Genomic DNA, 12,390 nt, shown 5'->3' on the forward strand with positions numbered 1-12,390 from the left:
TTTGCAGCGCGAAATTTGCTGGCCGGATTGCGCCAGAGAGACTGGCAGCCTCTATTTCCTTGCCTGCCGGCCCTTCAGCAGGGCCTCGGTGAGCGTGATCTCGGTGAACAGCGCCTGCATCGTATGGTCGTTAATCTGGCCGCTGCGAAACATTGCGCGAACCGCTGCGCGTTCGGCCTCAATGCCCGCCAGCCTCAATTCGAGCTCCAGCCGTCCGGCCTCGCGGGCCTCGGCGCGCGCCTCGTCGGCCTCGTCGGAGGCAGCGATGCGGCGACGGTAGCCAGCGACGATGCTGTCGGCGGCGGCAAGCCGGGCGCCGGGTATATCCCCTTCATCGCCGTCGGTCGCGCCGGCCATGCTCTCGATGCGGGCGATGGCGGCCTTGGCCGCGCCCACGCGCGCAAGACGCTCCTCGGCAGCGCCAGGATCCTCGCCCGGCTCGACCAGCCCCCGTGCCACCTTGGGCAAGGCAAGGCTGGCAATGAGCAATGAGCAGATGATGACGCCTGCGGCGAGGAAGATCACCACGTCGCGCGCCGGAAAGGGCGAACCATTCGGCATGGTGAGCGGCAGCGACAGGATGCCGGCCAGCGTGATGGCGCCGCGCACGCCTGCAACAGAGCCGGCGATCCGAACGCGCAGCCCGAACGGCTCGGCCTTCTGCTCGCGTAATCGCGCTGAGACGCGCGTCGCAATGTCGCCGACCCAGATCCACAGGAAGCGCAGCCCGATCAGGCATAGTGTCAGCGCGACCACCGTGGCGATTGGCTGGATGACCGGATAGCGGCTGCCGAGCTCAGGCGGCACGTTGCCGATGATTTCGGGAAGCTGCAACCCGAGCAGGATGAACAGCGCGCCGTTGAAGACGAAGGATAGCGTCGTCCACAGCGATACGGTCTGTATGCGTGCCGAGACGCCGAGAAAGCGGAAAATCCCGGAGCCGCCGGTGAGCACTCCGGCCGTGACCGCCGCCAGAATGCCCGAGGCGCCGACATTCTCGGCGCCGAGATAGGCGATGAACGGCAGCAGGACCATGACCAGCACCTGCACCTCGGCCGGCACGCCGCCGATACGGTTCAGCAATTGCAGCGCCTTGGCGGCGACGAACAAGGCAGCCATGCCGGCCAGGATGCCGGCAGCGACGGCATAGAGGAAAGTCACGGACGCCGCGACGAAGGAGAAGCTGCCGGTCAAGGCAGCTGCCACCGCAAAGCGGAACATCACGAGGCCCGACGCATCGTTGAGCAGCGCCTCGCCCTCCAGGATGTGCATCAGCCGAGCCGGGACCAGGCTCTTGTCGACGATCGAGGAGACGGCCACCGCATCCGTCGGGGACAGCACCGCAGCAAGTGCGAAAGCGACGACGAGCGGGATGCTCGGGACAAGCCAGTGCAAAGCGTAGCCGAAGCCGACAATGGTGAAGAAGACCAGCCCGATGGCGAGGTCGAGGATCGGCCCGCGCAGCGCGATCAGTTCGCGCTTGGGCGCACCATAGGCGTCGCTGAACAGCAGCGGTGGGATGAACACCAGCAGAAACAGCTCGGGATCGATCTCGACATGCATTCCGCGCACCGGCCAAGCCAGTGCCGCGCCGATGGCGATCTGCAGCACAGGTAGCGGAACCCGCACCGGCCGGACCAGCGCGCCCGAAACGGCGACGAAGATAAGCACGACCAGAATGAACATTGCGACATGCATGATGCGATTTCCGAATACGGCGCCGCGCGTTCTTTTGCCGGCGATCAGTCCAGCAAAGCTTGCCGCGAAAGACTCGGCAACGAAAAAGGCCGCCCTTCCGGCGGCCTTTTGCAAATGAACTCAGCTGCTTAGAGCGCGGATGTGATCTGCAGCTCGTTGGCTCCGTCGAGGCCGTAAATGTCGTCACGGAACTGGACCACGCCCGGCCCTGTCGACCAGGCCGAGACGTAGAGAAAATAAACCGGCACCGGATTGGTGACCTGCACCGGCGTGTTCTCCCCGGTCTTGATCGCCGCCTCGAAATGCTGGCGATCCCAGCCCGGTGTGTCGCGCAGAATCCAGGTGACGAGGTCGCGCACGTTCTGGACCCGCACGCAGCCAGAGGAATCGAAGCGCATCAGCTTGCCGAACAGGCTCTGCTGCGGCGTGTCGTGCATGTAGACGCCGTCCGGGCTGGGGAAATTGATCTTGACCGAGGCCATCGCGTTGCCGGAACCGGGATCCTGGCGGAAGCGGTATTTGGCGGCATCGTCGGTCGACCAGTCGACCGTCATTGGGTCGACCTCGCTGCCGTCCGGCGCAAACAGGCGGATATGGCTATCCTTGAGATAGTTGGGGTCCTTCCGCATCAGCGGAATGATGTCCTTGCGCACGATCGAGACCGGCGCGTTCCAGTACGGATTGACGATGATTTCGTTGATCTTGGAATTGACGATCGGCGTCTGGCGATCGATCTTGCCGACGATTGCGGTGTGGCGCAGCACAACGCGGTCGTTCTCGACTGCCTCGATCTGCGCCGCCGGGATGTCGACCAGAACATAGCGGTTGCCAAGCGTGCCGGCCCGCTCACGCAGCCGTTGCAGATTGGTCTGCAGCTGACCAAGCCGAACCGGCGCCGACACGTTCATTGCCGCGAAAGTATATTTGCCCGTGGTTCCGTCGGCCGGCAAGCCGTGACGCAACTGGAAGCGCTTGAGCGCCGAGTCGACGTAAGAATCGAACGCTTCCGAGAGCCCGGCGCTCTGCGCCAGATCGCCCGATATCATCAAGCGCCTGCGCAGCGGCACCACATCGGGATCCTCGACGCCAAGCTGCAGCTTCTTGGTGTCTGGAACCTGCTCCCAGCCGCCTTGCGCGACGATATTCTGATACTGCATGATCGCCTGCTCGGTGAAGGACACCGTCTGCAGGCTGAAGATCGGCAGCGTCGAGGCAACCTTGCCGCCTTCGCTGGCACGCGCATCGAATTGGTCGTCCCAATTGCCGCGCGCCGAGGATTTCAGGATATCCCCGATCACATCCTGCGCACTGGCGCGGCCGGCGACCATTGCGGCTGCGAGCGCGGAGGCTCCTGAAAGGAAGAAACGGCGGCTGGTTCTCATGGACGTTCCAGACATTCTTGCTACAATTCAACCCACCGGGCGGTCTCGCCCGCACTCTAGAGTTGGCTTCTTAACAATTAGCCAACCATGGCCCGCATCACTTCGGTGTAAAACCACATGGGAAGTGACTTGAGCACAGGACAAATGCACGGCTTTGGCCCCAGCATCACCCGCATCTTCGGTTCCATTGGAATATGGCGGCAACGTGGCTGTTGCTCGAATTTGGATCGGCCGGCCTGACGAAACGGCAAGACCGGTGCTTTTCGGCACCGGCCTTTGGTCCACTCCGCGGCAGCATTTCCGTAGTCCAGCTTCAGATCTTGATGCGGCGGATGCGATTACATCCGGTAGGCGATGGTATCGTTCCAGAACCGATCCAGGCGCTGCAGGGCGCGGTTCATCTGCTTGAACTCTTCCGTGTTGATGCCGCCAACCTGCTCGATCGAACCGACATGGCGCTCGTAGAGGCCGGCGACGACTTCCGCCACCTCATTGCCCTTCGGCGTCAGCGAAACCCGCACCGAACGGCGGTCGATGCGCGAGCGCTGGTGGTTGATGAAGCCGAGATCGACCAGCTTCTTCAGATTGTAGGAGACATTCGAGCCGAGATAATAGCCGCGCGAGCGCAGTTCGCCGGCGGTCAGCTCCGAATTGCCGATGTTGAACAGGAGCAGCGCCTGGATGGCGTTGATGTCGGAGCGACCGTTGCGGTCGAATTCGTCCTTGATCACGTCAAGCAGACGGCGATGCAGCCGCTCGACCAGCTGCAGCGATTCCATGTACAGCGAACGGATCGCCTCGCGGCGGTCATCGGATACGTTGGCGGTCTTCGCCGCCGGACGCGAATTGATCATTGTCTTTGCCTCTCGTTTGTCGCCCGGTGATTTTTTGTTCTTCACCTTGATCGCGACACTATCGAATACTCATAAAATTCGACTTAAACGCCAAGGCTAACAAGAGCTTACCGGTAAGGGGTTTCGAAAGAGGCTTAACGGACGGTCACCCGAGCAAGGATAATTAACCTAAAGATTTAGCCAACGATCCTGGCCGGAATTGCTATCGCCGGGGTTGCCGCTTCTGGATCCAGATCACCACGCGGAACACTATGTAGAGCAGCGCCACCGCAAGGTGCGAGGCGACGATCAGCGGCCGGTGGCCGAACAGCTCGGGGAAGCCGGCATACATGACGCACTCGGTCACCGCGCAGATGAACCAGATCACCGGCCCCCAGGACGCCAGCATCCAGAGGCCGGCGGCAGCGAACGGAAAAAACACCGCCAGCACCACCGCCGCCACCTGCCAGTGCACCGGCATCAGGTCGAAGCGCCACAACGGGCCGGGGTAAAAGCCGATCAGCCGGATCCAGTACAAGATGCCGAACAGCAGACAGTAGCCGGCGATGACGCGCTGGAACCAGGCGAAGATGACCTCGATCGTCGAGGGCTGCAGCACCACGCGTCTCGAGGCGACCTCGCTCACAGCTTCAGTTCCCGTTCGCCGAGCGGTGCGAAATAGGCGTCGACGTTGGCGGCGCTGACGTCATCGATGCCTGCCGGCCGCCATTGCGGCGTCGAGCCTTTATCGATGATGGCGGCGCGGATACCTTCATAGAAGTCGTGCCCGGCAAGCATGCGGTTGAGGATACGGAACTCCATTTTCATGCACTCGTCCATTGACAACGTCTGCCCGGCGCTGATCTGGCGCCATGCAACATGCAAGCTGGTCGGTGAACGTGTGCGGATGGTGGCCAGCGTCTTTGCCGCGAACTCGTCGGCAGCGGCTGCCCGCTCCAGGCTAGCGACGATATCGGCCAGCGACGGCTGCGCGAAATGCCGGGCGATGGCTTCCAGCGTCGGCCTGTCGGTCTCGCGCCTGGCCGGGACGAAGCAGCCGCGCAGCACCGATTCCGGGTCGCCGCTTTCCGCCAGACGGTCGAGGAAGCCGGCCTGGCCCTCCGCCTTGATCGTATGGGTGGCGAGGCCCGACCACAAAGCATCGCCATAGCGGATGCGGTTGCCGGTCAGCGCCAGATACATGCCGAAGCTGCCGCCGAGATCCGGCAACAGATGGCTGGCGCCGACATCCGGGAAAAAGCCGATGCCGACCTCGGGCATGGCAAACTGGGCGTTCTCGGTCAGCACTCGCTGCGAGCCATGGAAGGAGATACCTACGCCGCCGCCCATGACGATGCCGTCGATCACCGCGACATAGGGTTTCTTGAAGCGGGCGATGCGGGCATTCAGCCGGTATTCATCGGCGAAGAAATCGACCGGAGGCCTTCCTGCGCGGCCGGCTTCGTAGATGTGGAGGATGTCGCCGCCCGCCGAAAATGCCCTGCCCTCGGCCTTGACGACGACAACGTCGACGCCGTCGTCGCGCTCCCAACTGCGCAGCGCCTTGTCCAGCGCCTTGACCATGCGGTGGGTTACGGCATTGAGCGCGTGCGGCCGCGTCAGCGTGACGACGCCGGCCCTGCCCAATCTTTCGAAGCGAATCTCGTCGCCTCCGCCAAAATCCATCGCCAGAGAATCCCTCCCCGCGCCCGCCGGGAGTGAAGTGCTAAAGCGTGGCGCATGGCCGCGTCAATGGCGGCGCCCAATCCGCTGCATGGTCGTCGGCGTCACCCAGTGCTAATGCTGGCGCTTTGAACCGGAAGGTTGAACCATGCCTTGGTTGCCGCGCCTTGCTGTTGTGGTGGTCGGCCTGATCGCTGCGAACGCTCCTCCCGTATCGGCCGGAACCGTCGACGAGCTCTATCAATCGCAGACCATCGTCACCGGCCAGGGCGAGGTCAACAGGCAGATCGGTTTCAAGGCCTGCCTCGATGCGGTGCTGGTTCGTGTGTCCGGCGATCAGCGGCTGCCGAAGAGAACTGAGATGGCGGCGCTGCGCGACAAGGCCGGCAGCTTCGTTGCCGAATTCCGCTATCGCGACCGTCTCGAAGGCATTCCGGTCCATGACGAACAGGGCACCCATGACCGGCCGCACGATCTCACTTGTCTGTACAGGCCTGACGTTATCGATCCGGTGCTTGCCACGCTCGGCAGCAAACCATGGCTTGGCGAGCGGCCACGCCTGGTAATTTTCCTGGCGGCGGAGCAAGGCACAAGGCAGTTCGTGCTGACCGCCGACGATGAGCGCGGGGCGGCGATGCGCGAATCGTTCGTCAACGCCACCGGTCCGCTGGTCATGCGGATTGTGTTTCCCGAAGCGTCGCTGCTATCGGCCTCAAAGCTTAACGACCAGGCCCTGCGCCATGCCGATATCACGACGCTGGACCAGCTTGCCAGGAAGGCCGGAGCCGACCAGGCGCTCGCCGGCAGTATCGTCTGGAGCGACAAGGAACTGGGCTGGATAGCCGACTGGCGGCTTGCCTTGAATGGCAAGAGCTACAATTGGCAAGTGCGCGGCGTCAGCTTCGACGAGGCATTCCGCGTCGCCATGCGGGGTGCTGCGCAGATCCTATCGGGCAATGGGCAACCAGAATAGCGCCCGACAGGACCGCTGGCACAATCGTGTCGCATTGGTCAGCAGCGAAAGCTCGTGGTAAAAGCCGCCCGATCCGGAGTTTTTGCGATGAACAAATTCACCCCTGCAAAGCCTGCCGGCGCGCGCAGCGTCGACGAGATCACCGGCAGCCGGCGGCTGCGGCGCATGCGCAAGGCCGATTGGTCGCGCCGCCTTGTCCAGGAGAACCGGCTGTCGGTCGACGATCTGATCTGGCCGATCTTCGTCGTCGACGGCAGACAAGTGCGCGAACCGATTGCCGCCATGCCCGGCGTGTTCCGCCTGTCGCTCGACCTCGCCGTCAAGGAGGCTGAGCGAGCGGCCAAACTTGGCATTCCGGCGATCGCCACTTTCCCCAATGTCGAGCTCGGCCTGCGCGATCAGACCGGTTCGCATATCCTCGATCCGGAAAACATCATCAACCGTGCCACCCGCGCCATCAAGCACGCGGTGCCGGAGATCGGCATCATCACCGACGCCGCGCTTGACCCTTTCACCTCGCATGGCCATGACGGCATCTTGCGCGAGGGCATTATCGTCAATGATGAAACGGTGGAGCAGGTGACGGCGGCGGCAGTCATCCAGGCGGCGGCGGGGGCCGACATCATTGCCCCCTCGGACATGATGGACGGCCGGATCGGTGCCATCCGCGATGCGCTCGACGCCAATGGATTTCAGGATGTGGCGATCATGTCCTATGCGACCAAGTTCGCATCCGCCTTTTACGGCCCCTATCGTGAGGCGGTCGGCACCGCCGGCCTGCTCAAGGGCGACAAGAAGACCTATTACATCGACCACGCCAATTCCGACGAAGCGGTGCGCGAGGCCGAGCAGGATCTCGCCGAGGGCGCCGACATGCTGATGGTCAAGCCCGGCCTGCCCTATCTCGACATCATCCGGCGGCTCAAGGACGAGTTGCAGATGCCGACCTTCGCCTATCAGGTCTCGGGCGAATATTCGATGATCAAGGCCGCCGCCGCCAATGGCTGGATCGATGGCGAAAAGGCGATGCTGGAATCGCTGCTCGCCTTCAAGCGCGCCGGCTGCGACGGGATTCTCACCTACTTTGCGCCCGAAGTGGCGGCGATGCTCAAGGGGTGATGCGCCTTTGTAGCGTCTACATCGAGTAGTGTTCGTTCGTCCAAAGCGCGACATGGAACGCCGCAGGACATCGCTTCAAGTTTACGCTGCCCCTCGTTGCCCTGCCGGGCATTTCTCGCCGTAAAGTGGCAGGGAGAAAGACGCGTTCGTAAAAGATTTCACCAATCTCCAGCGTTGCAAAAATATCGACGTTGCGGCCAGCCCCTTCTCCCCGTCACTATACAGGGAGAAGCTGCCGGCAGGCGGATGACGGGCGGCGCCGACATTGAGATTAGTTATTCCAACATGATTTGGAAGCGATTGCCCCGCCGGCGATTCAAAATACCGCTTGCAAAATGCAATCAGTTAAGCTACCCCGATAACTGCTTGCATCTCACAATTGGTTATCGAGGAGGCTCTCATGTCCAAACTTCGCGTCAGCGCTTTCACCTTGTCGATCGACGGCTTCGGCGCCGGTCCCGACCAAGACCTGAAGAACCCGCTGGGTGTTGGCGGGGAAGCCCTGCACGAATGGATGTTCGGCACCCGCACCTTCCGCAAGATGGTCCTCGGCAAGGATGGCGGGACCACGGACACTGACGAGGCGTTCGCCGCGCGCAGCTTCAAAAATATCGGCGCGTGGATCCTGGGCCGCAACATGTTTGGGCCGATCCGCGGCGAATGGCCGGATGACAGCTGGAAAGGCTGGTGGGGTGACAACCCGCCCTACCATGTGCCGGTCTTCGTGCTCACGCACCATCCACGTGATCCCATTGTCATGGAGGGCGGCACGACCTTCTATTTCGTGACCGACGGCATCCACTCAGCGCTGGAGAAGGCGAAAGCAGTGGTTGACGGCAAGGATGTACGGCTGGGCGGTGGCGTTTCTACGATCCGGCAATATCTCAAGGAAAAGCTCATCGACGAAATGCATCTGGCGATCTCACCGGTCCTGCTAGGCGCCGGCGAGAGCCTTTTTGCCGGCATCGACATGCCCAAGCTCGGCTATCGCTGCAGCGAGCAGGTCGCGACGCCGAAGGCCACGCATGTCATCATCGAGCGCACCTAGCTTGTTGCAGGGCGCCGCCATGGAGGCGCCGCCTTCCTCGCCGCTTTAGTCAGTACTTCTCCGGCACATACAGTTCGCGCGGCAGTACCTGGCGCTCGTATTCGGGATTGAAGACGCGCTCCGGCAGTGTGATCTCTTCGTGCGGCACCTCCTCATAGGGCATCTGCTTGAGCAGATGGTCGATGCAGTTCAGCCGTGCCCGCTTCTTGTCGTTGCCCTCGACGATGAACCACGGGGCTTCCGGAATATTGGTGCGGGCGAACGTTTCTTCCTTGGCCTTGGTGTACTGCTCCCAGCGCACGCGCGACTGGAGATCCATCGGCGACAGTTTCCATTGCTTCATCGGGTCATGGATGCGCATCAAAAAGCGCATCTGCTGCTCCTCGTCGGTGATCGAAAACCAGTATTTGACAAGCGTAATGCCTGAGCGGACCAGCATGCGTTCGAATTCCGGAACGTCGCGGAAGAACTCCTCGACCTGATCCGGCTGGGCAAAGCCCATTACCCGCTCGACGCCGGAGCGGTTGTACCAGGATCGGTCGAACAGCACGATCTCGCCGCCGGCCGGCAGATGCGGAACGTAGCGCTGGAAATACCATTGCGACTTCTCGCGCTCGGTCGGCGCCGGAAGTGCTGCGACGCGGCAGATGCGCGGATTAAGCCTCTGGGTGATGCGCTTGATAACACCACCCTTGCCCGCCGAGTCGCGGCCCTCGAAGACCACGACGAGCTTCTTCTTGTGATAGGCGACCCAGGATTGTAGCTTGATCAATTCGGATTGCAGCGTGATGAGATTGCGAAAATACTGCAGGCGGTCGATCGATGGCGGATGCGCATTCTTGTAGATCTTGGCGATCTCCATCGACAGCGCCGGCTCCGAGATTTCCAGCTCATAATCTTCGTCGAGCGTGTCGGCGAGTTCCGCTTCCAGCCAGTCCCTGGCCGGGGAATTCTGTTTTATCTCGGTCATTTGCGCTGCTCCGCTTACAGGCCTTGTCGGCCGCTGTCAGGCGCTCTGCCGCCCGGCCCGGCGGCCGGAAATCGAAGCGCTGGACCGATGTTAGTATAGGTCGGCAATGACGGTTTTATTGCAGCCACTACTGCGCTGGCTGTGCGTTCAATCCGCAAGATGTGATCGAGCTTGCCCTGCGGGGCGGGCGACAAGCGGAACGAATTATCCTACAAATGCCCGGTTCACTGAGGGGCTGTCGTTTGCAACGCCCTTTCCCGATAAATCGTGAGGATACGACATGGAATACCGCACTCTCGGCCGTTCCGGGCTGAAGGTTTCGACCCTGACCATGGGCACCATGACATTCGGCGGCGGCGGCGCGTTTTCGGCGGTTGGCAAGACCGACCTCGACGAGGCGCGTCGGATGATCGACCTTTGCATCGATGCCGGCGTCAATGTCATCGACACCGCCAACGTCTATTCGAACGGGGTGTCGGAAGAGATCATCGGCGAGGCGCTCGGCGGCAAGCGCAAGGGCGACGTGTTGATCGCCTCCAAGGCGCGCATGCGGATCGGCAAAGGCCCCAATGATGAAGGCCTGTCGCGCTACCATCTGATCCGCGAATGCGAGAGGAGCCTGAAGCGCCTCAGGACCGATGTCATCGACATCTATTTCCTGCACGAGTGGGATGGCCTGACACCGCTTGAGGAAACCATCGCCGCGCTCGACACGCTGGTCGCGCAGGGTAAGGTCCGTTATGTCGGCTGCTCCAATTATTCCGGCTGGCAAGTTATGAAGGGGCTGGGGATCAGCGACCGTCATCACCAGCCACGCTTCGTCACCCAGCAGATCCATTACACGCTGGAAGCGCGCGAGGCCGAGTACGAATTGTTGCCGATCTCGGTCGACCAAGGGCTCGGCGTGCTGGTCTGGAGCCCGCTTGCCGGCGGGTTGCTGTCCGGCAAATACCACCGTGACCAGCCGACCGCCCGCCAGCTCAGCGGCTGGTCGGAACCGCCGATCCGCGACGAGGACCGGCTGTGGCGGATCGTCGACGTGCTGATCGATATCGGCAAGAACCACGGTGTGTCGGCAGCGCAAGTGGCGCTTGCCTGGCTACTCGGCCGGCCCGCTGTCAGTTCGCTGGTGATCGGCGGACGAACCGAAGCGCATTTCAAAGACAATATCGCCGCTGCAAGCCTTGTGCTTGCCGATGAGGAGCGCACACGGCTCGACGTGGTCAGCAGGCCGCCCGTGCTCTATCCCTACTGGCACCAGCAATTCACGGCAAAGGACCGGTTCGGGCCGGCCGATCTCGTCCTCGACCGCGACGGCGCCTGAAAAGCCGGGCTCTCCGGACTGCGCCGAGATATGGAGCCCGATCGTGCCTTGCGGTGTTGTGTTTGCGGTCCAATGCTCCTAGGCAAAGGCCAAGCACAATGAAAGGAAACGATATGGCACGAGCACCGAACTACGGTCAGGAACGCAAGGAACGCGACCGGCAGAAGGCTGCCAAGAAGGCGGAAAAGCAGGCTGCCAAGGTCGCAGCCAAGGAGCGATCGAAGCCCGAGGGCGAGAGCGAGTCCCAAACCAAAACCGAAACGACCGAGTGATGACGCCCGGCCTGTCAGGCGGTCCGGGCCTCGGTCAAATCCCGCTATGCCTCAGGCGGGCGCCTTGTCGCTGACGAAGACGTTCACTTCACGCGCGGCGGCAATAAAGGCCCGTCTTGCGTTCATGGCCGGCTTGTCGCCGGCCAGCGCATCATGACAGGCTTGCAACGCTTCGCGGTGCTTGGGGCTGCGCTTGCCGGGCCAATTGTTGAGGAGGTAGTCGGAAGCCTCGCGGGCCGTACGCAAGAGCTGATTGCTTCCCGCCGCGCCCTTGACGGTCACGGGTGTGTCAAATCGGTTGTTTTCCATCGCTGCTCTTACGCCATCGGCATTTGCGAAGCGAGACCGAAAGTAGCATTCTTCGCTCATCTGCTCTTTTCGTGATCAATGGCAGCCGATCCTCACTCAAGCGACGACGGCAAATCCCCGGGCGCGCAGGCCGCGCCGGTCGTTGCGCAGCGAGGTCACCAGCCGGTCGCGGCTGCCGATGATATGGGCCGAAAGCAGGCGGGCGGCGCTATCGGCATCGCCGGCCCGCACCGCCGACAGAATGGCATGGTGTTCGGCCCAGGCACGGCCGAGCGCTGCCTCGTCGCGAACCTCGAGCCAGCGGGCGCGCGACAGGCGTGTCATCACGTCGCGAACCGCTCTGAACAGGAACTCGTTGCCGGATAGACGCGCCAACTCGATATGAAAATCCCTGCCGACGCGATGCCATTCCTCGCGCGGCGTCTTGTCGTCGCAAGAATCGAGCATCGCCTCGATGATTTCGACGGCACTTCTGTCCTGCAAGGTGCAAGTTAGTCTGAGTGCCGCGACCTCGACCGCCTCGCGATAGACGGCGATCTGCTCGAGTTCAGCAAGATTGATGGGCGAGACCGTCCAGCCGCGGCCGTCGCGGCAGATCAGGCCTTCAGTCTCGAGCCGCAGCAATGCCGCCCTGACCGGCGTGCGCGATGCACCGAAGCGGCTTTCGACCCAGCGCTCCGTCAGCCGCTCGCCGGGACCGATCTCGAGCCCGAGGATCATCTCGCGAAGCTGCTTTTCGACGTTCTGCATCTGCGACATTGGCGTTCCGTTCAGGTCAT

The 12,390-nt window shown here is 62.3% G+C and carries 14 protein-coding genes; 6 read left to right on the forward strand and 8 right to left on the reverse strand.

The genetic code is table 11. The annotated features are described in order from the left end of the window. Positions 1–51: 51 nt before the first annotated feature. Complete coding sequence (locus NKI52_RS26420) at positions 52–1,698, reverse strand: Na+/H+ antiporter (RefSeq protein WP_352571469.1); 1,647 nt, start codon at positions 1,696–1,698, stop codon at positions 52–54. Between NKI52_RS26420 and NKI52_RS26425 the strand changes: the two genes are divergently transcribed. Continuing rightward, complete coding sequence (locus tag NKI52_RS26425) at positions 1,693–1,830, forward strand: hypothetical protein (RefSeq protein ID WP_156937265.1); 138 nt, start codon at positions 1,693–1,695, stop codon at positions 1,828–1,830. The two genes, NKI52_RS26420 and NKI52_RS26425, sit on opposite strands and share 6 nt — an antisense overlap. Here NKI52_RS26425 and NKI52_RS26430 read toward each other — a convergent pair. The 4 genes from NKI52_RS26430 to NKI52_RS26445 all read right to left on the reverse strand — a co-directional run bounded on the left by NKI52_RS26430 (position 1,827) and on the right by NKI52_RS26445 (position 5,599). Beyond that, complete coding sequence (locus NKI52_RS26430) at positions 1,827–3,080, reverse strand: L,D-transpeptidase family protein (RefSeq protein ID WP_023674488.1); 1,254 nt, start codon at positions 3,078–3,080, stop codon at positions 1,827–1,829. The genes NKI52_RS26425 and NKI52_RS26430 overlap by 4 nt on opposite strands. A 338-nt stretch (positions 3,081–3,418) precedes the next feature. After that, complete coding sequence (gene ldtR / locus NKI52_RS26435) at positions 3,419–3,934, reverse strand: transcriptional regulator LdtR (protein ID WP_023674486.1); 516 nt, start codon at positions 3,932–3,934, stop codon at positions 3,419–3,421. Between the two features lie 202 nt (positions 3,935–4,136). Beyond that, positions 4,137–4,559 carry a DUF6163 family protein gene (locus NKI52_RS26440; RefSeq protein ID WP_023674485.1) on the reverse strand — a complete coding sequence of 141 codons (423 nt, stop codon included), beginning with the start codon at positions 4,557–4,559 and terminating at the stop codon, positions 4,137–4,139. Further along, a complete protein-coding gene (locus NKI52_RS26445; RefSeq protein WP_352700273.1) occupies positions 4,556–5,599 on the reverse strand; it encodes an enoyl-CoA hydratase/isomerase family protein in 1,044 nt (347 codons plus the stop codon). The genes NKI52_RS26440 and NKI52_RS26445 overlap by 4 nt, the downstream gene beginning before the upstream one ends. A 145-nt stretch (positions 5,600–5,744) precedes the next feature. Here NKI52_RS26445 and NKI52_RS26450 point away from each other — a divergent pair, with 145 nt between their 5' ends. The 3 genes from NKI52_RS26450 (at position 5,745) to NKI52_RS26460 (ending at position 8,736) form a co-directional block, all read left to right on the forward strand. Continuing rightward, positions 5,745–6,569, forward strand: a complete 825-nt coding sequence (locus NKI52_RS26450; RefSeq protein ID WP_023674483.1) for a DUF8605 domain-containing protein — start codon at positions 5,745–5,747, stop codon at positions 6,567–6,569. Positions 6,570–6,656: 87 nt separating this feature from the next. Next, complete coding sequence (gene hemB / locus NKI52_RS26455; RefSeq protein WP_352571471.1) at positions 6,657–7,688, forward strand: porphobilinogen synthase; 1,032 nt, start codon at positions 6,657–6,659, stop codon at positions 7,686–7,688. 400 nt (positions 7,689–8,088) lie between these two features. Next, positions 8,089–8,736 (forward strand): dihydrofolate reductase family protein, encoded by a 648-nt coding sequence (locus NKI52_RS26460; RefSeq protein WP_352571472.1) that lies wholly within the window; start codon positions 8,089–8,091, stop codon positions 8,734–8,736. A gap of 49 nt (positions 8,737–8,785) precedes the next feature. Here the strand turns inward: NKI52_RS26460 and ppk2 are convergent, their stop codons facing one another. Further along, on the reverse strand, positions 8,786–9,706 hold the full coding sequence (gene ppk2, locus NKI52_RS26465; RefSeq protein WP_352571473.1) for a polyphosphate kinase 2: 921 nt from the start codon (positions 9,704–9,706) through the stop codon (positions 8,786–8,788). Between the two features lie 280 nt (positions 9,707–9,986). On the opposite strand from ppk2, the gene NKI52_RS26470 reads away from it, so the two are divergent. Both NKI52_RS26470 and NKI52_RS26475 read left to right on the forward strand, forming a co-directional pair. Next, entirely contained in the window at positions 9,987–11,030 is a 1,044-nt protein-coding gene (locus NKI52_RS26470; protein ID WP_352449292.1) for an aldo/keto reductase, read from the forward strand. 113 nt (positions 11,031–11,143) lie between these two features. Further along, positions 11,144–11,302 carry a hypothetical protein gene (locus NKI52_RS26475; protein ID WP_352449291.1) on the forward strand — a complete coding sequence of 53 codons (159 nt, stop codon included), beginning with the start codon at positions 11,144–11,146 and terminating at the stop codon, positions 11,300–11,302. Positions 11,303–11,353: 51 nt separating this feature from the next. Here the strand turns inward: NKI52_RS26475 and NKI52_RS26480 are convergent, their stop codons facing one another. Continuing rightward, entirely contained in the window at positions 11,354–11,611 is a 258-nt protein-coding gene (locus NKI52_RS26480) for a DUF982 domain-containing protein (protein ID WP_023674477.1), read from the reverse strand. A 96-nt stretch (positions 11,612–11,707) separates the two neighbouring features. Beyond that, positions 11,708–12,370, reverse strand: a complete 663-nt coding sequence (locus NKI52_RS26485) for a GntR family transcriptional regulator (protein ID WP_352571474.1) — start codon at positions 12,368–12,370, stop codon at positions 11,708–11,710. Positions 12,371–12,390: the final 20 nt, after the last annotated feature.

This window comes from Mesorhizobium sp. M0590, assembly GCF_040320905.1.
Lineage (GTDB): Bacteria > Pseudomonadota > Alphaproteobacteria > Rhizobiales > Rhizobiaceae > Mesorhizobium.

Coding starts and splice junctions, on each gene's coding strand:
- NKI52_RS26420 (WP_352571469.1), bottom strand. CDS start 1,698: ATGCATGTCGCAATGTTCATTCTGGTCGTGCTTATCTTCGTCGCCGTT.
- NKI52_RS26445 (WP_352700273.1), bottom strand. CDS start 5,599: ATGGATTTTGGCGGAGGCGACGAGATTCGCTTCGAAAGATTGGGCAGG.
- NKI52_RS26430 (WP_023674488.1), bottom strand. CDS start 3,080: ATGAGAACCAGCCGCCGTTTCTTCCTTTCAGGAGCCTCCGCGCTCGCA.
- NKI52_RS26480 (WP_023674477.1), bottom strand. CDS start 11,611: ATGGAAAACAACCGATTTGACACACCCGTGACCGTCAAGGGCGCGGCG.
- ppk2 (WP_352571473.1), bottom strand. CDS start 9,706: ATGACCGAGATAAAACAGAATTCCCCGGCCAGGGACTGGCTGGAAGCG.
- hemB (WP_352571471.1), top strand. CDS start 6,657: ATGAACAAATTCACCCCTGCAAAGCCTGCCGGCGCGCGCAGCGTCGAC.
- NKI52_RS26475 (WP_352449291.1), top strand. CDS start 11,144: ATGGCACGAGCACCGAACTACGGTCAGGAACGCAAGGAACGCGACCGG.
- NKI52_RS26450 (WP_023674483.1), top strand. CDS start 5,745: ATGCCTTGGTTGCCGCGCCTTGCTGTTGTGGTGGTCGGCCTGATCGCT.
- NKI52_RS26460 (WP_352571472.1), top strand. CDS start 8,089: ATGTCCAAACTTCGCGTCAGCGCTTTCACCTTGTCGATCGACGGCTTC.
- ldtR (WP_023674486.1), bottom strand. CDS start 3,934: ATGATCAATTCGCGTCCGGCGGCGAAGACCGCCAACGTATCCGATGAC.
- NKI52_RS26425 (WP_156937265.1), top strand. CDS start 1,693: ATGCATGATGCGATTTCCGAATACGGCGCCGCGCGTTCTTTTGCCGGC.
- NKI52_RS26470 (WP_352449292.1), top strand. CDS start 9,987: ATGGAATACCGCACTCTCGGCCGTTCCGGGCTGAAGGTTTCGACCCTG.
- NKI52_RS26485 (WP_352571474.1), bottom strand. CDS start 12,370: ATGTCGCAGATGCAGAACGTCGAAAAGCAGCTTCGCGAGATGATCCTC.